Origin of the sequence: Bradyrhizobium sp. CCBAU 11434 (assembly GCF_028128895.1) — a bacterium.
Lineage (GTDB): Bacteria > Pseudomonadota > Alphaproteobacteria > Rhizobiales > Xanthobacteraceae > Bradyrhizobium > Bradyrhizobium zhengyangense.
Genome location: NZ_LBJX01000097.1, coordinates 215,921 through 239,676, shown reverse-complemented (window position 1 = coordinate 239,676; position 23,756 = coordinate 215,921). Strand labels below are relative to the sequence as shown.

The following is a 23,756-nucleotide window of genomic DNA, read 5'->3' as shown; positions in this document are numbered from 1 at the left end:
TTCGACCATCCGCCCATTGCGTCCTGGGTTGTACCTATTCTTTGGTGTAGGCCGATGGCTTCCCTCGAATTTCCGGGGGCAATGATTCCCAGATCCTGACCAACTGGCCGACCGATCCGGCCTGGAGTTTCCGCGTCGCATTGCCGCGGTGCAGCTTGACCGTGATTTCGCTGATGCCGAGATCGAACGCGATCTGCTTGTTGAGACGACCCCTGACCACTTCACGCAGCACTTCACGTTCGCGCGGAGTCAATGTCACGTAGCGATCGACATGTTGGCGGACACGTTCGGCCGATGCCCTTTGCGCCAGGTCTTTTTCGATCGCTGCGGTGACCGCGTCGAGCAACGCCTGATCCCTGACTGGCTTGGTCAGGAAATCCACCGCTCCTGCCTTCATCGCTTGCACCGTCATGGCGATATCGCCGTGACCGGTGAGGAAAACGATCGGCCGCGCGTTGCCGTTTGCGGCAAGATGCTGCTGCAGATCCAGGCCGCTGGCGCCGGGCATGCGGACGTCGAGGATCAGGCAACCCGGTCGCTCCGGCAGATCGGCGTGCAACAGTTCCTGGGTCGAGCCGAAGCAGCACGCGTCGAGTCCAACCGACAGCAGCAACTCGCGCAGCGCGAAGCGAATCTCTTCGTCGTCGTCCACGATCAGCACAAGCGGACGGTCGGTGATGTCGGCGTTGATGGTCATGAGATGGCAAGGCGGGTCAGGTGGAGCATGAGAGCTGGCGGTAATATCAAGCATGGCTTGGCCTCTTGATCGCTTCCTGCTCCGCGGTTTGTCGCCGTTTCCTGGCCGGGGCTTTCGGCCCTCAGCTTCGCGGTCTCACCCGGGTTCTTACGGCTCTTAAGGCTATGCAATACCGTCGTCTTTCCCAAAACCCGCGTGTTTTGTCTGATTCTGCTCTGCGCCTTGAGGCGATCGTGCGTTTGGGCAAAGTCGTCACCTGCGACCCAGAGCCGTCGTGAGCGTTTCACAAGCGTGTGCCCGACGGAGAGACCTGACCGGAGCTACGGCTTCGAGCTCCCCTTGGCCCGCCGAGCGGGTAATAGACCCTAGACCAGAAGACTAGAAGCGGACGCCCCTCGTAGGATAGCCGAAGAGGCTTCATGCGACCCATCCTCATCGCAATCTCGTCAAGAGAACGGAGGGGACGATGTCTGTTATCAGGGAACGACAACGAGCGCGGGTGCGTACCCCATCATTTCATCGACCTCGGCGAAGCGCTCCCTTATCCGGCTGCGCCCAAACGGGCTCAGTCGCGTCCGCAACCAGGTGCAATGATCCTGTTTTGCAATCATCGGACGGGCCATTCGATGCCAAGAGCCGCGAGAGGCTGGTCTATGCGGTCCGCCAGGAGGCCGACGTTTCCGACGAGATGCTGCTGAAGAACGTCGCCGAGGGCGACAAGGCGGCCATGCACATCATCTTCGCCCGCCACCGCAAGAGAGTGTCCCAATTCATTCGGTGTCTCGTCCGGAATCCCGCGATCGTCGACGATCTCGTCAACCAGGTGTTCCTCGATGTGTGGCGCTCCGCAAACATGTTCGAAGGTCGCGCGCGCGTTTCCACATGGCTGCTCTCGATCGCCCGATTCAAGGCCATCAACTCGCGGCGAGAACGAACGCACGAGAAGATCGATCAAGACGAGACTCTTGGGATCATCGATGACGGGGATACACCTGATGTTGCTCTGGACCGCAAGGAAACAGAGGGACTTTTGCGGGCGTGTATCGATGAGCTATCCCCGGCTCACCGGGAGATCATCGACCTGTACTACTATCGTGAAAACTCCACGGCCGAAGTCAGCGAGATCATCGGCATTCCGCAGGCGACCGTGAAAAGCAGGATCTTTTACGCGCGCAAGCAACTCGCGAGGATCCTGGTGGCGGCAGGTCTCGACGCCGCGGCAACACGTTGAAATCGCGTTGTAAACCATTCGTGTCATGGGTTCCGCTGGACGGCTCTCCCTCAACCGCGATAATGGAGGCCGACGTGGCAGTAGGCTGATCTGCGGGTCTGTAGGAGCGATGGTCGACCGATATGGCACAGAGCGGCTTTCATGGGGAGAAGTTCAGGGAGCTTCTGCACCTTCGGGACACGCCCTCGTCGCTGATCGCCCGTTCCGTGCGCGGCGTCGAGGTCGCTGCGACGGAAACGCGGGATGACAATCCCGTTCCGGGCCTTTGCGGTGCGGTCGATCCGGAAGACGCCTACCTCGTCAGCTTGAAGCTTCGCGATTACCCGGATTGCGAATATTGGGAGCATGGCAAGTGCGTGACCAAGCCCAATATCCGGGCAGGCGCGACTTACCTCTATGACCTGAAGAACGATCCGCGCTTTGTGATCGACAAGCCGTTCCATTCTGTTCATTTCTACGTTCCTGCTTCGGCCCTTAACGGCATTGCAGGGCAGTTCGGCGTGCGGCGTGTCGGGCAGCTCGATTGCCAGTTCGGCACCGGCTTTCGCGACGAAGTCGTGCATCACATCGGCGCGGCACTTCTCCAGGGATTGCGCCGGCCCGCTGAAGCCAACCAGCTTTTCGTAGACCACATGATGCTTGCGCTCACTGCGCACGTCGCTCAGGCGTATGGTGGCCTGCGCAACGCCGAACTCGTGCCCAGTGGTCTTGCCCCATGGCAGGTGAGGCGCGCTTGCGAAAAGCTCGAGTCGGATCTCAGCGGGAAGTTCGCGTTGGAGGAGATCGCGGCGGAGTTGGGCCTGTCGGTTGGCCATTTTTCTCGCTCGTTTCGAGCGTCCGTCGGGCTGCCGCCACATCAGTGGCTGCTTCGCCAACGCGTCAGCGCTGCGAAGCAGTTGATGACCGTTCGGGACCTGTCGCTCGCCGAGATCGCAATGTCGGTCGGTTTTGCCAATCAAAGCCATTTTACGCGGGTATTTTCCACTTTGGTCGGTCTAAGCCCGGGCGCTTGGCGCCGCGACATGCGGGGTAATTCGGTACGTGAGACGTGAGCTCCGGATAGTGAGTTTCGTCCTCGGCCGAGCGGTTAACCCCGGGCAGGGATTCGCGATCGGCAAAGATCCGTTTGTCCCCGTGTTCCGGATCCCTGTGCAGAACGCTAGGTAAGAAAAAGTGCGCTAATCCAGCAAAATCAGTCGATTGCTCGGTACTCGCGTGTTCGCGAACGTTTTCTGCAATTCGAGCATTTGTCGCGACCTATGCCCAGGTCACTCTCGAGCAGCATGCTTGCGGAGCGTGACCAATGAGGCGCCGTCGTCGAACTCACCGCAAGCGCGACCAGCAGCGGCTGATTGCGCCGAGACGACCAAGGCCCGCCGGTTCAGGCGGCGGCTTCCTTAATAATAGCGATAATAGCGCCGGGGGCGGCGATCGTAGTAATCGTCGCCGTAGTACCCCTGCCGGCCCTGTTGAAATTGAGGCGGTACTGTCCCGGTCGGGTAGCATTGCCCATCTCGGATATCGATGTCAGCACCGTTGCCGCAAGGAACGGGATATCGGCCGCCGTAACCGTATCCACGTCGATACTGCCACTGCCTCGCAGCCTGTTCCTGAGGCGGAAGGTATCCGTTCGGATAGCACCAGCCATCCCGAGCACTGATATCCCAACCGTCCCCACAAGGGGGCGGGTGCCTGGGGACGCCGTACTGGACCTGCTGCATAGGCGGCTGAAAGTCCATGGTCGGCAAAGCCTGACCTGCGAGTAGCGATGCGGCGAGGCCGATAATGATCATCTGAAAACCTCCATAAGGCGAAGCGTGCTTCAGCAGGTATGAACCCCTCGTGAATGGCAGGGTTCACGAAGACGGGCTCGTCACTTGGGAGAACGGGTGGTTTTCCTGGCCTGATGGCAAGCCGCTGGTTGCTCCGTTCGGAGTCGCGGCGGCGTTTGACGCGTGGCATTCCGCGATCCAGGCGCAGCGCCGGCGAGAGTCAAAATTCGCGATTACTGGCGGCTCAAAATGCGCGGGCGCTACTGCGCGTCGCGGGAGTGGAAGAGAGCGGCGGACTCCTACATGGAGGAGCTACTGAGGGATCCGCAAGGCTGACGAGTGAGCACATGCTCGTGCAAGTCTTGCAGCACGTGCCCATTCCAGCATTGATGGTGCTTTTGGGAGAAGGCAAGCAAGACCATAAAACCCACAGCGACCACAACGCATCCGGTTACAAAGTTCTGCATCCATGCACTCCGGAGCAAGCTGTGAGTGGCTAACCCTGGGGGCATCTTAACGAACAGAAATACAAAATCCACCGCGTGAAGGCTTCACGGGTGGGGGGGGCAGATCGCCGCCGTGTCCTCGGAGAGGGGGCATCGGCCGGCCGTGCCCGGTACCCGGGGGCCTCGCATTCCAGCCTGGGAGCGTGTCCTCGCGAGGCTCTGCGAGGCAGGCGCGCTGCGGGAGTTGCAAAGGTTGACAGGTCACCCCTTCAATTTCAGCGTCAATAATTCTGTCTAATTGGCTGAATTGACTGGAGTTTGATCCGTTTAGCTCAGCTTCAATTCCAGGTGGAGGGCATCGGGATCCTGGCCCTTTACGCGCACGAATCCGAATCTATCGAAGACGCGGCGCATGGCGGCGTTCTCGAGGAGCACCTCGGCCATCAATTCGCTCAGCTTGGCGTCGCGCGCCAGCGCGATCAGGTGGCGCAGTAGCAGGCCGCCGATGCCGCGCCCTTGCCAGGCGTCGATCACCATGAAGGCCATTTCGGCGCGGCCAGGCTCTGTGACGATGTAGCGGCCGCCGCCGACGATGCCCGCATCGTCCACGCAGGCGACCAGCGCGACATGATGCTCGAAATCGATCTCCATGAAGAAGTCGCGCTCCCTGTCCGAAAAATGCTGCTTCGGGATGAAGAAGCGACGCCGCCGCGACTGCGCGCTGGTCTGGCCCAGCGCGGCGAGCATCTCGACCGCATCCTCGGGGCGGAGCGCTCGGATCTCGACGGGCGTGCCGTCGCGCAACGTGTCCCTGTGCGAGTAGCTCGCGGCATCAGTCATCGGTGTCTCGCTGCGTTTATGAGGCGGAGACGACGACTGTCGTCTGCATCCGGCGATCAGGCTGGTGACTGCGGCGGAACTGCTTGATCTGGATCAAGCCGGCTGCGCGAGCGGGGCGGCTACGCTTGGCGGGCTCCTGAGGACACAGGCACCGCGCGTGAAGACAATTCGACAAGTTCTGACGACCGACGGCGTCATCCAGCTCGTGATCCGGCTCGGATTGCTCGGGCTGCTGGTCGTGTGGACCTTCCTGATCATCCAGCCGTTCGTGCCGATCCTGACCTGGAGCGCGGTGCTCGCGGTGGCGTTCTATCCGGTCTTCAGCTGGCTCGCCAAATTCCTCGGCGGCAGCCCGCGTATTGCGGCGGCCATCCTCACGGTGGTCATGCTCGGCATCGTCATCGGGCCCGCGGCGTGGCTAGGCTTGAGTGCCGTCGAAGGGATCAGGGACATCGCAAGCCAGATCAGCGCTGGCGAGCTCGCGCTTCGGGAAGCACCTGAGCGGATCAAGAGCTGGCCCTTGATCGGCCCGCAGCTCTACGATCTCTGGAATCTGGCCTACACCAATATCCGCGCGGTGCTGCGGGAGGTCACACCGTATCTGAAGCCGTTGGCCGGGTTCATGCTGTCATTCGTCGGCAGCGCCGGCATCGGCACGCTTCAGTTCCTGCTATCAGTGCTGGTCGCCGGGCTCCTTTTTCCCTACGGGCCGCAGCTTGCCGGCGCGATTCGCAGTTTCCTGTACCGGATCGTGCCGGAACAGAGCGAGCATTTTCTAGAGCTCTCCGGCGCAACCATCCGCGCGGTGTCGCAGGGCGTGATCGGCGTTGCGATCATTCAGGCCTTGCTCGCCGGCATCGGTTTCAAGCTCGCCGCCATTCCGAGCGCAGGCCTGCTCGCCGTCATCGTTCTGTTGTTGTCGATCGTGCAGATCGGCGCGGCCATCGTTCTTCTTCCCGTGGTCATCTGGGTCTGGACGGACAAGGACATCACCACGGCACTGCCGCTGACGGTCTTCTTCGTCATCGTCGGCCTGCTCGACAACATCCTGAAGCCTTTGGTCATGGGGCGTGGGCTGACCACGCCGACGCTCGTGATCCTGATCGGCGTGATCGGCGGAACGCTCGCGCACGGGATCATCGGGCTCTTCATCGGGCCGATCATCCTGGCGGTTGCCTGGGAGCTTGCCGCCGCCTGGATCCGCATCGAGCAGGCCGCGCCGGTGCCGGACGGGATTGCCGATCGTTGACCCAAATCAACGTCGACGATTGCAGCCCCCCTTGAATATCGTTCGGCACCCGCGAGGTTGGTCGATCCTTATGCTGTTGCAATTGACGGTCGGCGCGCTGATCAGTGCGATCAATATCGGCATCCACGCGCTGGTTACACTCGTCGCCGTCGCAATTGCCCGCAGCGCAGGTCTTCGAAAGGTTGGGCGGCCGAGATTGCACCTGATGGGTGTGATGGTTGCGACGGCAGCGGTCCTGAACGTCGCGCACGCGCTGGAAGTTCTGGTATGGGCATGGACCTATGCCGTCGTCCAGGCCGTGGCCGCTGCCGACAGCGACCTCGTCTATTTCGCTTTCGTCAACTACACGACGCTTGGCTACGGCGACATCACGCCGGTGCGCGAATGGCGGCTGATCGGGCCGCTGACCGCGATGAACGGCGTGCTGCTGTTCGGCTGGTCAGCCGCGATCCTGTTCGAGGTCTTGCGCAAGACGCTCGACCACGTCGGGCTGATCAAGGACGACGTCATCCGAAGAAAGGAACAAGTGCCGTGAATGCGACTGTCCCGAAAACGATGAGAGCACTCCGAAACGCAATTTCGCTGGACATGGACCGAAGCGACCATCGGGCGGAGCTGACGTGATGTGCGGATCGTGCCTGTCAGGCTCGTACGGAAACCTTTCGCGGCGCAACGGAATCTGAGGCCAGATGCCCAATTTCGCGACATCCCGGTGGGTTGCCGATTTCTTGTTCGGCTTTGGCGCGCTATTCGCTATCATCAATCCTTACGGACTGGCTTTCATCTTCCTCGACCGGACCAGGGGCCTGTCTGAGGAAGAGCGTGCGGATCTTGCGCTGCGCGTTGCCGGATATGCCTTCGCTGTTCTGTTGGTCTCGCTGTTTCTCGGCAGCCAGATTCTGAACTTCTTCGGCGTGACCATACCGGCGCTCCGGATTGCCGGGGGCCTCGTGGTTGCCGCAACCGGCTGGTCGATGCTCCACGCGTTGCCCGGTGCGGCCGGCCCCCATGCGGAGGCGACTGCCGATCTTGCGACCATGAAGCGGATGGCGTTCTTCCCGCTGACGATCCCGCTCACAACCGGACCTGGGACGATTGCGACCGCCATCGCCATCGGAATAAGCCGGACCGACAGTCTGGACGCGATGTTCGAATCGTCGATTGTTTCGCTGGCAATTGCGATCGCCGTAACCGCGGCAATATACCACGCCTACCGCAAATCGAGCGCCATGGCGCGCGTGTTCGGCGAGGAAGGCACCAGCGTGGTTACAAAGCTGTCGGCATTCCTGCTGCTCTGCATCGGCGTGCAGATCATCATCACCGGGACGACGGACGTCGCGCGAACCATCCTGGATGGTGCTGCACACACCGTCCATTAGCGGCTTCTCGTCAGATCAAGCCGGCAGATCGAGGCTTGCAAGCTGGTGCCGGTCCAGCAACACGATCTGGCGCTGTGTGTTGCCGATAAAGCCGATGACGCCGAGCTCATGCAACCGCGACAACGCACGTGAGACGGTCTCCAGCGTCAGGCCGAGATAGTCGGCGATATCGCGCCTCGACATGGGCAGCGCCATGACCCCAGCCGCTGTCACCCGCTTGTCCATCTCGAGCAGGAACGCCGCAACCCGCTCCAGCGAGGTCTTGCGCCCGAGCAGCAGCATATGGTCTTCCGCATGCTGCAGATTGTTGGTGGTCATGCTGAGCAGGTTCCTGGCGACCACGGTGTCACTTTCAGCGACCAGTTCAAGGCTCTGCCGCTTGACGAGACGTACCGTGGTATCGACGATCGCCTCGGCCGTGAACCGGTGCTCGCTGCCATTCTCCAGGCCAAAGATATCGCCAGTGAGATGAAAGGCGCCGATCTGCCTGCGACCGTCCGACAGCAGCTTGTAGCTCCGCACCGCCCCAGACTTGACTTGATAGACATAATCGGCGGGTTCCTTCTCGCCGTAAACTTCAGAACCTTTCTTATAGGAAAATTCGCTCAGACTGATCAGCGTAGTCGACGAACTGGTCATGCCGAGGTCGCGGAGCGAATTGGGGCGGGGTGCGGAATCCGTGGTGATGCGAACGAACATAGGCCAACTCCTCAGCTCAACGCCGAATTGGTCTGTCGGACAGAAACTCTCGCCGCAGGAAATGCGCCGCGCTATCCCACTCCCGCTGAAGTTGATTTACGACTAACGCGGTATTCCCATCCATTGTCCCAAGGGCCAATGTACCTAGGGACAGACTGAAAATTTCGTTGCGCGGATTGAGAAGCCCTTGCTGCCTTCGGAAAGGATGCCGTGTGGAAGCACGATCGTTTCGGTCTTTCATTCGTCATTGCTAGACTTTGCGAGAGGTGAAGAGTGCCCGGCCTGGTCCACGTAGTTGATGACGACGCATCGTTCCGGACGGCGATCGAACGCCGGTTGAAGCTCGCCGGCTATGATGTCGCGACCTATGCGTCGGCGCAGGATCTGCTGGACGCAGCGCCAGGTGACGATCAGCCGGGATGCATTCTGCTCGACGTGCGGATACCGGGACTGAGCGGCCCCGAATTGCAGAGCCGGCTGGTCGCGTCAGGCTCGACGCTGCCCATCATCTTCCTGACCGGACATGCCGATACGGCAACGACGGTGCGGACCATCAAGGCCGGAGCGGAAGACTTTCTGACCAAGCCGGTCTCGTCAGAATTGCTGCTTGACGCGATCGAACGTGCGCTGGTGCGGCAGGACGCCATGCGGAGCCAACGCAGCAGGCTAGAGGCGTTTCGTGCGCACCTCGCCAGGCTGACCCAGCGCGAACGGCAGGTGTTTGATCTCATTGTCCGCGGCAAGATCAACAAGCAAATTGCATATGAGCTAGGGACGACCGAGCGGACCGTGAAAGCCCACCGCCATCAGGTGATGGAGAAGATGCAAGTTCATTCGCTTGCAGAGCTTGTTTCGATCGCGGAACGACTTGGGATGCTCGATACGAAGGGCGATTAGGTTCCCGTCGCTGGGAAAGTAGTTTGCCGCGTTGGACTGCCCCAAGGGACAATATGAAAGTTCGTGGAGCGGTGCTGCCATGCGGGCATCGCGCTACAGATAGCGCCGGACCGAAAGGTCGCCTCCTTGCCGTCCCGCGATACAGTTTTCGTCGTCGATGACGACCCTTCGATGCGGACCAGCCTGAACAGGTTGCTTCGTGCGCACGGGTTCGTTGCGGCTCTGTTCGACTCAGCGAATGCTTTGCTCGATCAGGGCAAGTTCGACGAGGCGATCTGCATCGTGCTCGACATCAATCTCGGCGGAAAGTCGGGCATCGATTTGAGGCTCCGACTGGCAGGGCAGGGGGTTGTCGCGCCGGTCATCTACATCACCGGCAATGACAGTGCGGCAAATCGTGCCGCTGCGATGGCATCAGGTTGCGTTGCATATCTGACAAAGCCATTCTCGGCGCAATCGCTGATCGCCTCGGTCGAGCGTGCATCCGCCGCCTGACTTCTCGGCCCCTCTCACTCGTCGACATATTGCTCCAGCGTTTTGGCCGGCGCGCCCTTGTGGACGGTGGCGAATTGCGCGAGCGGTATCGACGTCGTCAAGGCAAGCAGATTGGCGTCGACGACCTCCAGCGTCAGCGTCTTGCCGGACTCCATCTCCTTGATCATGGCTGGGTCGGCAACATCAGCTGCGATGCAGGTATTGGTGGCGCACCAATTATAGGGGACCCGGCGAGCCGAGCCGTGATCGATCCTCACCTTGGCCGGCTGTTGCAGATACATGCCGACGGGCATGAACAGTTGCAGGCGCACCGTAGGTGAGTCCTCGCGCTCGATGAGGTCCACGCGTACTGCCGTTTGTCCGGTTGGAAATATTCCGGTGATGGATGTTCGGCAGAGCTTGGGCGCGCCGCCGGCCGTGAAGCATACCTTCTGCCAGTCGCCATAGGTGACATCCTTGGCTTCGCGCTGGCCTCGCGTTGCGACCTCAGCCGATTTGTCGACTTGCGCCGTCGCCTTCCGTGCGGCGAGGCCTGGACTCGTCGCGGAGCTAGCGACAGCGAGGACCAGAAAGCCGGAAAGAAAACGAAGAGGACGGGGCATCGTCGCGGCTCCCAAGTTCAGGCTCATTTTTGCGCATCGAGAAACTGACTCACGATTGGCGACCAGATCGGGATCGCGTCCGGCGAGCCAATAAAGTAATGGCCCTCACTTCCGAATGGCGGCATCAAATGGTACTCTGCCTTGCCGCCGGCGGCGGTAAAGGCCGCATGCATCCGCTTCGACAGATCAGGGCCGAAAAACGTGTCGTTTTCGATGTAGATCCACAGCATCGGTATCCGCGATGTGCGGCCGAAATTCCCCGTCGCCTCGACGAGCTTGTCGGGCGCGCAATTGTTGTTCGGCTTGCCCCCGACGCGGCCGCCACGGCCGGCGGCGAAAGTGATGATGGCCTTCACTTCCGGTGGGTTCATGCTCGATAATGCAATTGACGCCCAACCACCGGCGGATTGGCCGACGACGATGACATCCTTTGGAATGATGCGCTTCTCGGCGGTCAGATAGTCGATGATCCAGCGATCGACCTGTGCGATCGCGAGGCCGGCATCGGGGAAATTGGGGTTCTCACATTTGCCGATCTTCGAGAAAAATGGCCCATACAGCCCGCGCTCCGGAATATCGATCGCGGCCGCCCCATATCCGGTGCCCACCGGCGCGATCACAAGATAGCCGCGCTTCGCGAACCATTTGGCTGCGTCGCGAAACTCCACCAGCGGGAAGAAGCTGCGGTCAGCCATGTTGAGCGAAACGCCGTGGTTCATGATCACGAGCGGGAAGGGGCCGTCGCCGACCGGGCGCACGAGATAGGCGAACATCGGTAACGGCAACGTCAGGGCCCAGAGCTCCTCCTGGATGCGGACCTCATCATCGGCGCGCGCCGGCGCTGCGAAGATGAGGAGGCCGAGCATGACCGTCACGAACGGGCCGAGGATTGCACGCAAGTCACGCATCTGGGCCTCCGTCATCCCGAATATGTGGCGGCGACGACGATCGGACCGAGCACCGTCAGCACGACGTTGCCGACCGCATACGGCACCGCAACGCCAAGCACCGGGGTCTTGCTCTCGGCAACGTCGCAGGCGCCGGTCACGGCGGCATCGACCGTCATGGCGCCGGCCAGCGCGCCGCACGTCACAACCGGGTTCATCCGCAGCACGTAACAGGCGACGATCGTACCGACCGTCAGCGGGACGAGCGTGACAACGATCCCCATGCCGACAAGCAACAAGCCGTGGGCCTGGATCGCCGACCAGGCGGCGAGGCCGTTGCCCAGGCCGATCGCAGCAATGAAGCCGCCCAGGCCGATATCACCCAAGGTCTGCTGCGCGGCTGGCGGCATGGCGCCCATGCTAGGCTTGCGCGAACGCAACCAGCCGCAGACCAGGCCCGCAATCAGCGCGCCGCCTCCGCCGCCCAGCGTCAGCGCAACATTGCCAATCTTGAAGCTGGCGAGACCGGCCAGAAGACCGATGGCAATGCCGGCGGCAAGAAACGCAATATCAGTGCGATCGCTCGTGTTCAGGGCAGAGCCAACCTGCGCCGTCGCGCGCGCGATATTGGGGGTGCTGCCGACCAGCGTCATAACGTCCCCGACATAGACGCGTGTATCGGGCCCGAGCGGCACCTCGCGGCCCATTCGGGTCAGTGCGCGCAGGAAGACGCCGCGGGCGCTATCGCCGACGATCTCGGCGACTTCCCGGATCGAGCGGCCATGCAGCTTGCGGTTCTCCACCAGCACGTCGATGACATTGCCGGGCAGGCTGCGCAACAATTCGTCGGCGTCGATTTCCGCACCGATGACCGGCTTGGCGGCGACGATCGCCGCGGTCGGACCGGTCAGGACGATGTCGTCACCATTTTCGAGCACGACATCGCGATGCGGTCCGACGTCGGCGCCCTGGCGGACGATCCGCTCGACGACGGTGCGCCCGCCGATCTCGGCTTCAATGGCTTCGACGGTGCGGCCGGCGGCCGCCGAGACGCGATAGGCCCGAGCCTGGAATTTGCGGTAGGAGAGATTGTCCGACTTCGCGGGGACGCCGCCGGCAAGCTCGGCCTCGAGTTTCTTGGCCTCCGCCTTGAGATCGACCCGCATCAGCCGCGGCGCGACGAACGGGACGAACAGCAGCGTCAGGATGTAGCCGAGCACGTAGGTGACAGCATAGCCGGCGGCGATATTGGCTTCCTGTTGTTTCAGGATGTCCGGCGCGAGGCCGAGTTGCGCCAGCGCGCCTGATGCGGTGCCGATCACCGAGGACTGGGTCAGCGCACCGGCGGTGAGGCCCGCGGCGGTGCCGGTATCGAGCTTGAACAGGCGGGCAAAGATCAGCACGAGCACGAGGCCCGTCGCGCCGATCACCAGCGACAGCACGACCTGGGCCAGCGTCCGGATGCTCAAGGAGGCGAAGAATTCCGGGCCGGAGCGGTAGCCGATCGTGAAGACGAACAGGCTGAACAGGATGGCCCGCAGGATCGGTGGAAAGGTGAAGCTGCCGAGCTGTCCGATCAACACTGCGACGATCAAGATGCAGGCGGTGGTGCCGATCGAGAAACCGCGGACCTTGATACGGCCGAGAATGGTGCCGATCGCGATCGCCAGCAGCAGGAAGATTTCCGGTGCGGCGGCGATGATCCACCTGACGGTTTCCATGGTCGACGTTCCCCGGCGCTTTTCCCGCGATTTGATTTGCCGCGGGGGGAGATTGCTTGATCCAGATCAAGCCTCGGCGAGGACGCGGCGGCGCCTATGAACCAAATGAAGAATTTAGGCTCCGTATTGTCGACATGAGCACCTTGGACGTTGCCGCCGGCGCAATCCGCCGCGATGAGACGGTCGAGATTGTCCTGCTGCTGGCGTTCGCCGGCGGCTATATTGACGCCTATACTTGGATCATCCACGGCGTCATGGCGAATGCCCAGACGGCCAATGTGATCTTTCTCTGGGTCTACGCCATGGCGGGCAATTGGACCAAGGCATTGCATTTCGTGCCGCCCATCCTGGCCTTCACCGCCGGCATCGTCATAGCCGCCTGGCTGCGCCGTGTGGCCGGAGAGCGGGCCAGCGCGCTCAGCGTCCTGGTCGAGATTGTCTTCTTGATCGTGATCGGCATCTTGCACAACCGGATGCCGGATATTGCAGGAACGCTTGGCATTTCCATGGTCGCGGCGATGCAGTCGGCCATATTTATCAAAGTCGAGGGCGTGGCTTGCAGCACGGTCATGATCACCGGCAACATGCGTCAGACCGTCGAGAATATCTTCGCGGTCGCCTACGGAGGTGCGCCGCTTGGGACCCTGCGCAGGTCCGCCATCTTCTTCGCGCTGTGCGCGGTGTTCGGCTGCGGCGCGGCCGCTGGTGCCTTCGCCACCGAGACCATTCCCAACCTCGCGCTCGGCATTCCCGTCGTCGCGCTGCTGATTGTCCTGCTGCGCTGCGAAGCGACACCGCGTGAGGTGATCACATGAATACGCCACCCGAATCGAGCTGGACGCGGTTCTTTCCACCGGCTGGCTGGCTTGCCGCCTATCGTCGCGAATGGCTTCCTTCCGACGCCGTCGCCGGCGTCACGCTCGCCGCGTACGCCATTCCGGTTTCGCTGGCCTACGCCGCGCTCGCCGGCCTGCAGCCGCAGATCGGTGTCTATGGCTACATGCTCGGCGGCATCGGTTATGCGTTGCTTGGGGCTTCGCGGCAGTTGGCGATCGGCCCAACGTCGGCGATCTCGCTGATGATCGCCGCGACCGTCGGCGTGCTCGCCGGCGGCGATGCCGTGAAATACGCGCAGATCGCAAGTCTCGCGGCTTTCGGCGTTGCCGTGCTCTGCTTCATCGCCTGGCTGTTCAAGCTCAGCGTGCTGGTTCGGCTCGTTAGCGACAGCATCCTTGTCGGATTCAAGGCGGGGGCGGGGCTCACGATCATCATGAGCCAGTTGCCGAGCCTATTCGGCGTTGCCGGCGGCGGACACAATTTCTTTGACCGTGCCCTCAAGCTGGTCGGACAGCTCGGTCATCTCGATCTCCTGGTGCTGGCGATCGGTGCTGTAGCACTCCTGCTGCTTCTGCTCGGCGAACGGCTCTTGCCTGGCAAGCCGGTCGGCATCACGGTCGTGGCGCTTGCGATTGTAGTGGCGACGATATCAGGCTTTCCCGGCCTCGGTGTGCCCGTTACCGGGAAGATCCCGGAGGGGCTCCCGGCGCTGGGCATGCCAACCTTCGGCCTGCTTGAGTTCGACGATCTGTTTCCGCTCGCAGCCGGCTGCGTGCTGCTGGCCTATATCGAGGGTGTATCGGCGGCGCGGAGCTTTGCCGTCAAGCACGGCTATGCGCTCGACGTCCGCCAGGAGTTCTTGGGGCTGGGCGCTGCGAACCTCGCAGCCGCCTTCGGCCATGGCTATCCCGTCGCCGGCGGCTTGTCGCAATCGGCGGTCAACGACAGCGCCGGTGCGCGAACGCCTCTGGCGCTCGTCATCTGTTCGGTGACGCTAGGGCTCTGTCTCCTGTTCTTCACGGGGCTGCTGACCAACCTGCCAAAGGCGGTGCTCGCGGCTATCGTCTTTGCCGCGGTCTACAAGCTGGTCGATATCCGCGCGCTGGTGCGGATGTGGCAGGTGAGCCGGATCGACTTCTATGCTGCGTCGATCGCTCTGATTGCCGTGCTGTTGCTCGGCATCCTCCAGGGTGTCCTGCTGGCCTCGATCGCGTCGATCGTCCTGCTGCTGGCGCGCGCTTCGCGGCCGAACGTCGCATTCCTCGGCCGCTTGCCGGGCAGCGGCCGCTATTCGGACAGCGCGCGGCACGCGGACGTCGAGCCACTCGTTGGCATCATCGCGTTTCGCCCCGAAGGGTCGCTGCTCTACATCAATGCCGAAACGATTCTGGATACAGTGCTGACCGCGCTCCGAACCGCGCCGGGCGTCCATCTGGTCGCCTGCGACCTTTCGGCGTCGCCCTATATCGATCTGGCGGGCGCGCGCATGCTGCACGATCTCTACGACGAGCTCGCCTCGCGCCACGTGACCCTCTGCATCGTCGGCGCGCATGCGCAGCTTCGCGACCTCCTGCGCGCCGAGGGGCTCGGGGAGAAGACCGACAGCGGTCAGTGGCTGCGCTCGCTCGACAGCGTGCTCGGCGAAAACACCGGCGGTCCGGCTCAGCGAACGGCATGACGAGCTTGTTGCGATGCGAATGGCATCGCGCCCGGCCTGCCGAGAATGCGTGTGACCGTTGACTTGGATCAATGGAGCGACGGGCGCCCAAAGCACGATCCCGCATCACCTTTCGCCTGTAAGGATCGGGAGAGATATATGTCCAAGGACACCAAGGCCGCGCAGAAGCGCATCGACCAGTTCTTCTCCGGTCCCGGCGCGCGGGCGGACGATTGGCGTGATCTGGTCGAGGCTGCCAAGGTTTGGGCGCGCGGCGGCGATCGCGCGGCTTATGACGAGGCGCTGGCCAGTCTGTCGGTGACGGAAGAATTCCACGGCTATCCCGGCCTGCAATTGATGGCGGCCCTGCGCGAGGCAGCCTCGTCGGGCGATGCGGCCGCCTCGCGGTCGCTTGCGACGCGGATCACCCAGGCCTTGGCCACGCGATCCTTCCGCCAGCATGCCGGCGATTGGAATGCGAAGGAAGATGGCAATGGCGATGCGCCCGAACTGGTGTCGCCCACCTTCGGTGGTCATAAGGCACGCCGACCCTATTTCGAGACTTTGATCGTCACCGGCATGTCGTCCAGCCAATGGCCGGCTCTCGCGGCCGAATGGCGCAAGCTGCGCCGCCCCGAGGATGGCTTCATCTACGAACCGGTCATCGTCGGCAGCCTCGAAGACGCCTTCTGCGCGACCATGCTCAATCCGAATCTGGGCGCCGTCATCATCAACGAGGGCTTTGGCCTTCGTTCGCGGCACGATGCGCCGGTCCTCCGTTCGTTGACGGCTACGGCCGGTCTCAAGGATGAATCCGACGCGTCCGCGCTGCGGCTTGCCCAGATCATCAAGCGGGTCAGGCCCGAGCTCGACCTCTACATGATCTCGAACCGCGACGTCGAGGAACTCGCCGGTAATCCCGAGGCCAGCGTCGTTCGCCGCATCTTCTATTCGGTGGAAGAGCTGTTGGAGCTGCATCTGTCGATCCTCGAGGGCATCCAGGATCGCTACGACACGCCGTTCTTCGACAATCTCAAGAAATACGCCCAGCGTCCGATCGGCACCTTCCACGCGCTGCCGATCGCCCGCGGCAAGTCGATCTTCAAATCCGACTGGATCCGCGACATGGGCGAGTTTTACGGCCCCAACCTGTTCCTGGCCGAAAGCAGCGCGACCACTGGCGGTCTCGACAGCATGCTGGAGCCGACCGGGAACATCAAGAAGGCCCAGGAAAAGGCGGCGAGGGCGCTTGGTGCCGACCGCGTCTTCTTTGTCACCAACGGCACCTCGACCTCGAACAAGATGGCGGTGCAGGCGCTGCTTGCCCCGGGCGACATCGCGATCGTCGATCGCAACTGCCACAAGTCGCACCATTACGGCATGGTGCTCGCCGGTGCGCAGCCGCTCTATGTCGAAGCGTTCCCGATGACGGAATATTCGATGTATGGCGCAGTGCCGCTCAAGACGATCAAGCAGGCGCTGCTGAGCGCCAAGGCCGAGGGCCGGCTCGACCGCGTCAAGATGCTGGACCTGACCAACTGCACCTTCGACGGCCACATCTACAACACCCGCAGGGTGATGGAGGAATGTCTCGCCATCAAGCCGAACCTGATTTTCCTGTGGGACGAAGCCTGGTTCGGCTTCGCGCGCTTCTCGCCGTTCCTGCGCCGCCGCACAGGCCTCGGCGCCGCCAACGACATCGAGGCGTGGATGCGTGATCCCAAATCGGTCGACGCCTATGAGAAGCAGCAGGCACAGCTTGGCAAGAACCCGACGGATGAGGTTCTGCTCAGCACAAGGCTGATCCCCGATCCCAGGCAGATCCGCTTGCGGGTCTATCAGACCAACTCGACCCACAAGTCGATGTCGGCGATCCGGCAGGGGTCGATGCTGTCGGTCAAGGACGTCGAATTCCACACGGTCGAGCAGCAGTTCAAGGAGGCCGTGTTCACGCATGCCTCCACCAGCCCGAACCAGCAGCTCATCGCCAGCCTCGACATCTCGCGGCGGCAGATGGAGCTGGAGGGATATGGTCTCGTCGCCAATGCGATCGAGATCGCGTTCGCGATCCGTCAGGCCGTCAACAACAATCCGCTGCTCTCGAAATACTTCCGCATCCTTGGTGCCGACGCCATGGTGCCGGCGCAGTACCGCCAGAGCGGCTTCACGGATTATCTCTCGGCTGGCGTGAACTGGGCGACGACGCTGAAAAGCCTCGACGAGGACGAGTTCTGCCTCGATCCAACCCGCATGACCCTCGTGTGCGGCATGGCCGGCTTCGACGGCACCCAGTTCAAGGGCATTCTCGCCAACGAGTACAACATCCAGGTCAACAAGACCTCGCGCAACTCGGTGCTGGTCCAGTCCAACATCAACAACACCCGCAGCGACGTCGCGCATCTCATTCGGGTCCTCGCCGAGATCGCAGGCGAGGTCGACCGCGGGCTGGTGCAAGGCGGCGAAAATGCGCGCAAGACCTTCGAGGCGCGCGTCAAGAGCCTGATGAAGGACGTGCCCGACCTGCCGAACTTCTCGCACTTCCATCCGAGCTTCCGCGGCGATTCCGGCGCCAAGACCAACGAGGGCGACATCCGCACCGGCTTCTACGCCGCCTATGACGTCGCGGGCTGCGAGCATATCCGCCTCCACGATCCCGAGATCGACCGCCGGCTGAAGGCCGGCCCCGAACTGGTCTCGGCGAACTTCGTGATCCCGTATCCACCGGGCTTCCCGATCATGGTGCCGGGCCAGGTGATCACCCAGGAGACGATCGACTTCATGCGCAAGCTCGATGTGAAGGAGATCCATGGCTACGACGCCAAGGAAGGGCTGAAGCTCGTGCGCACGGAGGCTTTGGCGAAACTTGGCCGGCCGAAGCCCGGTGCGCAGCCGAAGCTCAAGGCCGCGTCATAAGTATCGGAGGGGACCGACATGCAGGGTTTTTTCACGTTCCTTCAGCAGAACCCGTATCTGCTGCTGTTCTTCGTCGTCGGCCTCGCCGTCTATATTGGCCGGGCCAGCATCAAGGGATATGGCCTCGGCATGGTCGCCGGCGCCATCGTGGTGGGCGCCGGCCTGTCGGTGTGGTCGTCGACCTACGGCGTCAAGCTCGAGCTGAACAACTTTGCCAAGAGCCTGTTCTACTATCTCTTCATGTACGGGGTGGGCCTGCGTGTCGGGCCATCCTTCATCAACAGCCTGAAAGGTGACGGGCTGAAGTTCTGCATATTGGCGCTGGTGTCGAGCGTGCTCGGCCTCGCGCTGGTCGTTCTTGGTGCCAAGATCTTCGACCTTCCTGTCGGTGCTGCCGGCGGCATGCTGGCGGGCTCGCAGACGATGTCCGCGGCGATCGGCTCGGCGGAGCAGGCGATTACCTCAGGCGTCGTCAAGTTGCCCGAGGGTATGAAGCCCGAGCAGGCTTCCGGCATGATCGCGCTGTCCTACGGCATCACCTACATCTGGGGCACCGTCGGCATCATCCTGATCTGCAAATATCTGCCGCGCTGGTGGGGTGTCGACGCCAGGGCTGCCGCGAGGCAGTATGAGCAGGAATTCGGGGTCAAGGATCTCGAAGGCGGCGGCCTCACCGGCTATCGTCAGTTCGGCCTGCGTGCCTATCGGTTGGAAAATCCCGCGACCGCCGGAATCAGCATCGCCAAGTTCCGCGCGATGAATCCGGAATACCGGATCGTCAATGTCGGGCGCAACGGCGAGCCGCAGGGGGCCGATGCCGATCTCGTGCTGCAAAAGGGCGACATTGTCGCCCTTGGCGGCTCGACCGAGCATCTCACCGACAAGATGGGCCTGATCGGCCCGGAGGTCGCAGATGCCAAGACACTCGGCATTCCCATGGACCAGGCAGACATCCTCATCACCAACAAGGAGATGGTGGGCCGCACCTTCGAATCCTTCCGCGATACGGCGATTGCTGGCCAGTTGCAGGTCACCAAGGTCGAGCGCGGCGGCGTGCAGATCCCGGCCGGTCTCAAGACCAAGCTGGAGCGGATGGACATCGTCTCGGTGGTCGGCCTCAAGTCTGCGGTCAGCGAGCTCGGCGACATGTGGGGCCGCATTGCGCGCACCAACACGTCGACCGACCTGCTGACGCTGGCGGTCGGCATGATCCTCGGCTTCCTGATCGGCATGGTGGACTTCCCGGCGTTCGGCGCCAGGGTTGGCCTCGGCAATGCCGGCGGCCTCCTGCTGTCGGGTGTGATCGTGTCCTCGATCGTGTCGCGGCTGCGCTTCTTCGGCAACACGCCGAACGCGGCCCGCAACGTGCTCGAGGATCTCGGCCTCGTCGTGTTCGTTGCCATCGTCGGCGTCAATGCGGGCGCCGGGCTGCTGTCGCAGCTAACGGGTGCGATTGCCCTCAAGATATTCATCGTCGGGTTCATTGCCTGCACGATCCCGCCGTTCATCGTCTGGGCGATCGGCTTCCACGTCTTCAAGATCAACCCGGCGGTGCTGATGGGCGGCGTCGCCGGCGCGCGGTCGCATTCCGGTCCGTGCCGGGAGGCTGCGGTCGAGATCCAGAGCTCCGTGCCCTGGATCGGATTCCCGGTCGGCTATGCCGTCTCGGGTATCCTGCTGACGATCTTCGGCTACTTCGCAATGCTGCTGGCGCAGTAAACAAAAGGGGAAAGAACGCTATGAGAAAATTGACCGTCGGAGCTGCGCTGGCCGCTTCGCTTGCGATCGTTGCAGGTTTCAGCACGCCCACGCGCGCCGACACCGGCCAGGTCGCCGTCGTCTTCACCAAGGGCGGCTTCATCGTCGGCGTCGGTGGCGGGGAGGGCGTGCTGCTCTACAGGGGCCACAAATATCCCTTCACGGTATCAGGGATGAGCGTCGGCTTCACGATTGGCGCCTCGACGACCAAGTTCGTAGGCCATGCCTATCACTTGAAGGGGCCGGCCTCGATCGAAGGTTCCTATGCAGCGGGCGGAGCCGGCGGTGCGGTCGCCGCCGGCGCCGGCGCCGTGCAGTTGCAGAACGGCAATGGTGTGATCCTTCAGCTCACAGGACCGAAGGTCGGCGCGGAGGTGTCGGCTGCGGTTGGTGGCGTGACCATCAAGCTGAAATAGGCGTGAACGAGGCTTGCAATAAAGCGGGCTGCGTCACCGCAGCCCGTTTTTCATGTTGGGATCATGCGTCTCAATATCGCTCTTCGACGAATTTCAGCCCGCGCAGGCTGGCCTGATCGTTGTAGCGGCCCTTGTGGGAGCGCTGCGGCAGCTTGACCTTCTCGCGCTTGATCTTCTTGTAAGGGATCGCCTGCAAAATATGCGAGATGATGTTGAGGCGGGCGCGCCGCTTGTCGTCGGAGCGGATCAGTCGCCATGGCGCATGCTTGGTGTCGGTCGCCTCGAACATCATGTCTCGCGCGCGGGAATAATCGTACCATCGGCCAAACGACTCGGTGTCCATCGGGCTCAGCTTCCACTGCCGCAACGGATCCTCGATCCGCGCCCTGAAGCGGAGCTCCTGCTCCTCCATCCCGACCTCGAGCCACAGCTTGATCAGGATGATGCCGGCGTCCACGGCGAATTTCTCGACCAGCGGGCACAATTCCAGGAAGCGCTTGTGCTCGGCCGGCGAGCAGAAGCCCATAACATATTCGACGCCGGCGCGGTTGTACCAGCTGCGGTCGAAGATCACGATCTCGCCGCCGGCGGGATACTGCTCGATATAGCGTTGCAGGAAGAGTTGGGATTTTTGACGATCGGAAGGCGCGGGCAGGGCGCAGACGCGGAACACGCGCGGGCTGACCTTTTCGGTCAAGGCCTTGATGGTCCCGCCCTTGCCGGCGGCATCGCGCCCTTCGAAGATGATAATCACCTTCAGCTTTTGGGCCCTGACCCATTCCTGCAGGTGGCAGAGCTCGACCTGGAGCTTTTCCAGCTCCTTCTCATAAGCCTTGCGCTTCATTTTTTCCGCGGGCTCGTTCTTGGCCATGCCTGTCCTTTCGGCTGCTAGAGCATGATCCGGAAATGTGTGAAGCGGTTTTCCGAAAAGATCATGCTCAAACAAAGAGCTAAAGCGCGATGACGATTCAACCCAATCTCATCGCGCTTCAACGTCGTTACTCGTCGTCCCATGAAATGGTCACGCCGATGTCGCCCGGCATGCCGCCCGGAAAATCGATGACCTGATAAGCGATGCGATAGCCGCGCGGCTTCAGATAGTCGGTCCAGAGCTGGAAGATTTCCTTGGGGATCCCGGTCAGCGTGGTCTCCCAGCCCTTTTCCATCTGGTTGATGGCGCGCCCCTTGTCGGTGCAGAGCGAATTGGGGAAACGATAGACCAGCACCTCGGTGAGGCCGTTGCGCACGGCACGCTGGATGATCGTCGCGGCGAGCTTGATCTTCTCTTCCTCGCTCTTGCCGGAGGGCTTGCTCAAGCGCTCGATCAGCGCACGCTTCTCGGCTTCGGCGGCGGCGGCAAGTCGGACATACTCTTCCGCCTTCTCGGCCTCTTTCAGTGCGGCCTCTTTGCGGATCTGGGTGGCGTTGGGAATGAGATCGTCAAGCCCGGGCATGGCTGCGGCTCCCTGTGATTATTCGAACGGCATTTGCAGAAACGCTATGTCCGGCGTGGGACATTTCCCTTGATTCAAATCAAGCAAATTGCGGGCCGAGCTGGACACAGTGCAGCAAGTGCACGTTTGGCCGGGAGAGACCTTTGAGCGATCAGCTAAATCCGATGGCACCGCACCATCTGCCGTTCTATCTCGCGCCGGGGAGCGGGGCCGACACGCTGATGGTGGTGATGGGGATATTCCTGATCGGCACCGTGCTCTGGATCGGCACGCTTTATTGGAAGCTGCACAGCCTTCCCGAGCGGATGGCACACAAATCGCAGAAGCTCCAATTCGAGTTCGTGGCCGTGCTGGGCCTGATCTCGCTGTTCACCCATATGCACATCTTCTGGATCGCAGGCCTGCTGCTCGCACTGATCGACATCCCCGACTTCGGAACGCCGCTGCGCAGCATCGCTGACTCTGTCGAGAAGATTGCCGATGCGACGCCGGGAGAGGCGGGCGAACCTGCTGAAGCGCCACCACCGGCCGAGACGCCGGCTACCCCCAAGGAGAAGGAGCACAGCCATGTTTGAGCTTATGTTCTGCTCGCTCCTCACGATTGTGCCTGATTATCTCTATCGCCGCTATGGCCAGGGCAAGCGCTTTGGCAAGGAGATCACGTTCTTCTCGGTCTGGTATGAGCTGCGCTGGGGCATCACCGGCTGTTTGATGCTGACGATTTCGCTGATCACGATGATCTTCTATTTCCATCCGGCGACGGATTCGGCGACGCTCTACTATCGAACCGTACCAATCGCGCCTGTAGGCGTGGCTGGCCGGGTAGCCGAGGTGAATGTCGGCTTCAGCGCGCCGGTGAAGAAGGGTGACGTGCTGTTCAGGCTTGACAGTGCGAAGCAGGAAGCCGCGCTCGAAACCGCCAAGCGCAAGGTTGCCGAGATCGACGCCACCTTGCAGACAGCGCAGGCAGAAGTCGTCAAGGCCGAGGCCCAGATCGGCGAAGCCAAGGCGAACTATCAGCAAGCCAAGGATGAGCTGGACGTCAAGAGAGAGCTCCAGAGCCGCAATCCCGGTATCGTGCCGCAACGTGACATCGACAAGCTTAAGGTGCTGGTCGATCAGCGTCAGTCCGGCATCGATGCTGCGACCGCTGCAAGACAGGCGGCGTCATTGCAGGTCTCGACCTCGCTGCCGGCGCAGAAGGCAAGCGCCGAAGCTGCCGTGGCGGAGGCGCAGGTGCTTCTGGACCAGACGGTCATCCGCGCCGGCGTCGACGGCCGGGTCGAACAGTTCCTGCTCCGCACCGGTGATGTCGTCAATCAAATGCTGCGGCCTGCGGGGGTGCTCATCCCGGACGGCGCCGGCAGAAAGGCTCTGCAGGCTGGCTTCGGCCAGATCGAAGCTGGCGTGCTGAAGGAAGGAATGGTGGCGGAAGCGGCCTGCATCTCAAAACCTTGGGTAATCATTCCCATGGTCATCACGACTGTGCAGGACTACATCGCGGCCGGACAGTTCCAGGGTGGCCAGCAACTGGTCGAGGCGCAGAACGCGGCCGCGCCCGGCACGATCCTGGTGTTCCTCGAACCGCTCTACAAGAACGGGCTCGACGGCGTGACGCCGGGCAGCAGCTGCGTCGTCAACGCCTATACCAGCAATCATGAGGAAATTTCGGCGGAGCATACCAGCACCGGCCGGGCCATCGCGCTTCACGTCGTCGATGGCGTCGGCCTCGTGCATGCGATGCTGCTGCGCATTCAGGCCTTGCTGATGCCCATCAAGACGCTCGTGTTGAGCGGTCATTGATTG

At 62.1% G+C, this 23,756-nt stretch carries 22 protein-coding genes; 14 read left to right on the top strand and 8 right to left on the bottom strand.

All coding sequences use genetic code 11. The annotated features are described in order from the left end of the window. Nucleotides 1–34: 34 nt before the first annotated feature. Nucleotides 35–697, bottom strand: a complete 663-nt coding sequence (locus tag XI06_RS29095) for a response regulator transcription factor (RefSeq protein WP_237862572.1) — start codon at nt 695–697, stop codon at nt 35–37. 466 nt (nt 698–1,163) lie between these two features. Here XI06_RS29095 and XI06_RS29090 point away from each other — a divergent pair, with 466 nt between their 5' ends. Beyond that, nucleotides 1,164–1,928, top strand: a complete 765-nt coding sequence (locus tag XI06_RS29090) for a sigma-70 family RNA polymerase sigma factor (protein ID WP_237868875.1) — start codon at nt 1,164–1,166, stop codon at nt 1,926–1,928. Between the two features lie 122 nt (nt 1,929–2,050). Continuing rightward, the gene (locus XI06_RS29085; protein WP_237868876.1) at nt 2,051–2,980 is read left to right on the top strand and encodes a helix-turn-helix domain-containing protein; all 930 of its coding nucleotides are present in this window, start codon (nt 2,051–2,053) and stop codon (nt 2,978–2,980) included. 1,493 nt (nt 2,981–4,473) lie between these two features. On the opposite strand, the gene XI06_RS29080 is transcribed toward XI06_RS29085, so the two are convergent. Then, complete coding sequence (locus XI06_RS29080) at nt 4,474–4,986, bottom strand: GNAT family N-acetyltransferase (protein WP_237868877.1); 513 nt, start codon at nt 4,984–4,986, stop codon at nt 4,474–4,476. Between the two features lie 157 nt (nt 4,987–5,143). On the opposite strand from XI06_RS29080, the gene XI06_RS29075 reads away from it, so the two are divergent. The 3 genes from XI06_RS29075 to XI06_RS29065 all read left to right on the top strand — a co-directional run bounded on the left by XI06_RS29075 (nt 5,144) and on the right by XI06_RS29065 (nt 7,614). Continuing rightward, complete coding sequence (locus tag XI06_RS29075) at nt 5,144–6,235, top strand: AI-2E family transporter (protein ID WP_237868879.1); 1,092 nt, start codon at nt 5,144–5,146, stop codon at nt 6,233–6,235. A 70-nt stretch (nt 6,236–6,305) separates the two neighbouring features. Next, on the top strand, nt 6,306–6,770 hold the full coding sequence (locus XI06_RS29070) for a potassium channel family protein (protein WP_237868881.1): 465 nt from the start codon (nt 6,306–6,308) through the stop codon (nt 6,768–6,770). Between the two features lie 154 nt (nt 6,771–6,924). Further along, the gene (locus tag XI06_RS29065) at nt 6,925–7,614 is read left to right on the top strand and encodes a MarC family protein (protein WP_237868883.1); all 690 of its coding nucleotides are present in this window, start codon (nt 6,925–6,927) and stop codon (nt 7,612–7,614) included. A gap of 15 nt (nt 7,615–7,629) precedes the next feature. Here the strand turns inward: XI06_RS29065 and XI06_RS29060 are convergent, their stop codons facing one another. Next, nucleotides 7,630–8,313 carry a helix-turn-helix domain-containing protein gene (locus XI06_RS29060; protein WP_237868885.1) on the bottom strand — a complete coding sequence of 228 codons (684 nt, stop codon included), beginning with the start codon at nt 8,311–8,313 and terminating at the stop codon, nt 7,630–7,632. Between the two features lie 273 nt (nt 8,314–8,586). Between XI06_RS29060 and XI06_RS29055 the strand changes: the two genes are divergently transcribed. Then, nucleotides 8,587–9,210 (top strand): response regulator transcription factor, encoded by a 624-nt coding sequence (locus XI06_RS29055; protein ID WP_237868887.1) that lies wholly within the window; start codon nt 8,587–8,589, stop codon nt 9,208–9,210. Between the two features lie 171 nt (nt 9,211–9,381). Then, on the top strand, nt 9,382–9,705 hold the full coding sequence (locus XI06_RS29050) for a response regulator (RefSeq protein WP_237868888.1): 324 nt from the start codon (nt 9,382–9,384) through the stop codon (nt 9,703–9,705). 14 nt (nt 9,706–9,719) lie between these two features. Here the strand turns inward: XI06_RS29050 and XI06_RS29045 are convergent, their stop codons facing one another. Genes XI06_RS29045 through XI06_RS29035 form a run of 3 tightly spaced genes read right to left on the bottom strand, consistent with a single transcriptional unit; the run spans nt 9,720 to nt 12,915 of the window. Further along, complete coding sequence (locus XI06_RS29045; RefSeq protein WP_237868889.1) at nt 9,720–10,307, bottom strand: invasion associated locus B family protein; 588 nt, start codon at nt 10,305–10,307, stop codon at nt 9,720–9,722. 23 nt (nt 10,308–10,330) lie between these two features. Next, a complete protein-coding gene (locus XI06_RS29040) occupies nt 10,331–11,215 on the bottom strand; it encodes an alpha/beta hydrolase family protein (RefSeq protein WP_237862366.1) in 885 nt (294 codons plus the stop codon). An 11-nt stretch (nt 11,216–11,226) separates the two neighbouring features. Then, nucleotides 11,227–12,915 carry an aspartate:alanine exchanger family transporter gene (locus XI06_RS29035; RefSeq protein WP_237862367.1) on the bottom strand — a complete coding sequence of 563 codons (1,689 nt, stop codon included), beginning with the start codon at nt 12,913–12,915 and terminating at the stop codon, nt 11,227–11,229. A gap of 134 nt (nt 12,916–13,049) precedes the next feature. Between XI06_RS29035 and XI06_RS29030 the strand changes: the two genes are divergently transcribed. The 5 genes from XI06_RS29030 (at nt 13,050) to XI06_RS29010 (ending at nt 20,496) form a co-directional block, all read left to right on the top strand. Beyond that, entirely contained in the window at nt 13,050–13,730 is a 681-nt protein-coding gene (locus XI06_RS29030) for a YoaK family protein (RefSeq protein WP_237862574.1), read from the top strand. Then, nucleotides 13,727–15,430: a SulP family inorganic anion transporter gene (locus XI06_RS29025; protein WP_237868891.1), complete on the top strand. Its 1,704-nt coding sequence runs from the start codon at nt 13,727–13,729 to the stop codon at nt 15,428–15,430. The genes XI06_RS29030 and XI06_RS29025 overlap by 4 nt, the downstream gene beginning before the upstream one ends. A 138-nt stretch (nt 15,431–15,568) precedes the next feature. Then, the gene (locus XI06_RS29020; RefSeq protein WP_237868892.1) at nt 15,569–18,322 is read left to right on the top strand and encodes a decarboxylase; all 2,754 of its coding nucleotides are present in this window, start codon (nt 15,569–15,571) and stop codon (nt 18,320–18,322) included. An 18-nt stretch (nt 18,323–18,340) separates the two neighbouring features. Further along, nucleotides 18,341–20,041 (top strand): aspartate:alanine exchanger family transporter, encoded by a 1,701-nt coding sequence (locus XI06_RS29015; protein ID WP_237868894.1) that lies wholly within the window; start codon nt 18,341–18,343, stop codon nt 20,039–20,041. A 20-nt stretch (nt 20,042–20,061) separates the two neighbouring features. After that, nucleotides 20,062–20,496, top strand: coding sequence for a hypothetical protein (locus XI06_RS29010; RefSeq protein ID WP_237868896.1), 435 nt, complete (start codon nt 20,062–20,064; stop codon nt 20,494–20,496). Between the two features lie 70 nt (nt 20,497–20,566). On the opposite strand, the gene ppk2 is transcribed toward XI06_RS29010, so the two are convergent. Both ppk2 and XI06_RS29000 read right to left on the bottom strand, forming a co-directional pair. Beyond that, nucleotides 20,567–21,367, bottom strand: coding sequence for a polyphosphate kinase 2 (gene ppk2 / locus XI06_RS29005; RefSeq protein WP_237862372.1), 801 nt, complete (start codon nt 21,365–21,367; stop codon nt 20,567–20,569). A 127-nt stretch (nt 21,368–21,494) separates the two neighbouring features. Then, nucleotides 21,495–21,950 (bottom strand): hypothetical protein, encoded by a 456-nt coding sequence (locus XI06_RS29000; protein WP_237862373.1) that lies wholly within the window; start codon nt 21,948–21,950, stop codon nt 21,495–21,497. Nucleotides 21,951–22,114: 164 nt separating this feature from the next. Here XI06_RS29000 and XI06_RS28995 point away from each other — a divergent pair, with 164 nt between their 5' ends. Both XI06_RS28995 and XI06_RS28990 read left to right on the top strand, forming a co-directional pair. Next, nucleotides 22,115–22,525 carry a hypothetical protein gene (locus tag XI06_RS28995; protein ID WP_237862575.1) on the top strand — a complete coding sequence of 137 codons (411 nt, stop codon included), beginning with the start codon at nt 22,115–22,117 and terminating at the stop codon, nt 22,523–22,525. Continuing rightward, the gene (locus tag XI06_RS28990) at nt 22,518–23,753 is read left to right on the top strand and encodes an HlyD family secretion protein (protein WP_237862374.1); all 1,236 of its coding nucleotides are present in this window, start codon (nt 22,518–22,520) and stop codon (nt 23,751–23,753) included. The genes XI06_RS28995 and XI06_RS28990 overlap by 8 nt, the downstream gene beginning before the upstream one ends. The last annotated feature ends 3 nt before the right edge of the window (nt 23,754–23,756 follow it).

Coding starts and splice junctions, on each gene's coding strand:
- XI06_RS29070 (WP_237868881.1), top strand. CDS start 6,306: ATGCTGTTGCAATTGACGGTCGGCGCGCTGATCAGTGCGATCAATATC.
- XI06_RS29030 (WP_237862574.1), top strand. CDS start 13,050: ATGAGCACCTTGGACGTTGCCGCCGGCGCAATCCGCCGCGATGAGACG.
- ppk2 (WP_237862372.1), bottom strand. CDS start 21,367: ATGGCCAAGAACGAGCCCGCGGAAAAAATGAAGCGCAAGGCTTATGAG.
- XI06_RS29000 (WP_237862373.1), bottom strand. CDS start 21,950: ATGCCCGGGCTTGACGATCTCATTCCCAACGCCACCCAGATCCGCAAA.
- XI06_RS29045 (WP_237868889.1), bottom strand. CDS start 10,307: ATGCCCCGTCCTCTTCGTTTTCTTTCCGGCTTTCTGGTCCTCGCTGTC.
- XI06_RS28990 (WP_237862374.1), top strand. CDS start 22,518: ATGTTTGAGCTTATGTTCTGCTCGCTCCTCACGATTGTGCCTGATTAT.
- XI06_RS29040 (WP_237862366.1), bottom strand. CDS start 11,215: ATGCGTGACTTGCGTGCAATCCTCGGCCCGTTCGTGACGGTCATGCTC.
- XI06_RS28995 (WP_237862575.1), top strand. CDS start 22,115: ATGGCACCGCACCATCTGCCGTTCTATCTCGCGCCGGGGAGCGGGGCC.
- XI06_RS29065 (WP_237868883.1), top strand. CDS start 6,925: ATGCCCAATTTCGCGACATCCCGGTGGGTTGCCGATTTCTTGTTCGGC.
- XI06_RS29085 (WP_237868876.1), top strand. CDS start 2,051: ATGGCACAGAGCGGCTTTCATGGGGAGAAGTTCAGGGAGCTTCTGCAC.
- XI06_RS29095 (WP_237862572.1), bottom strand. CDS start 697: ATGACCATCAACGCCGACATCACCGACCGTCCGCTTGTGCTGATCGTG.
- XI06_RS29015 (WP_237868894.1), top strand. CDS start 18,341: ATGCAGGGTTTTTTCACGTTCCTTCAGCAGAACCCGTATCTGCTGCTG.
- XI06_RS29060 (WP_237868885.1), bottom strand. CDS start 8,313: ATGTTCGTTCGCATCACCACGGATTCCGCACCCCGCCCCAATTCGCTC.
- XI06_RS29080 (WP_237868877.1), bottom strand. CDS start 4,986: ATGACTGATGCCGCGAGCTACTCGCACAGGGACACGTTGCGCGACGGC.
- XI06_RS29020 (WP_237868892.1), top strand. CDS start 15,569: ATGTCCAAGGACACCAAGGCCGCGCAGAAGCGCATCGACCAGTTCTTC.
- XI06_RS29010 (WP_237868896.1), top strand. CDS start 20,062: ATGAGAAAATTGACCGTCGGAGCTGCGCTGGCCGCTTCGCTTGCGATC.
- XI06_RS29025 (WP_237868891.1), top strand. CDS start 13,727: ATGAATACGCCACCCGAATCGAGCTGGACGCGGTTCTTTCCACCGGCT.
- XI06_RS29050 (WP_237868888.1), top strand. CDS start 9,382: ATGCGGACCAGCCTGAACAGGTTGCTTCGTGCGCACGGGTTCGTTGCG.
- XI06_RS29090 (WP_237868875.1), top strand. CDS start 1,164: ATGTCTGTTATCAGGGAACGACAACGAGCGCGGGTGCGTACCCCATCA.
- XI06_RS29035 (WP_237862367.1), bottom strand. CDS start 12,915: ATGGAAACCGTCAGGTGGATCATCGCCGCCGCACCGGAAATCTTCCTG.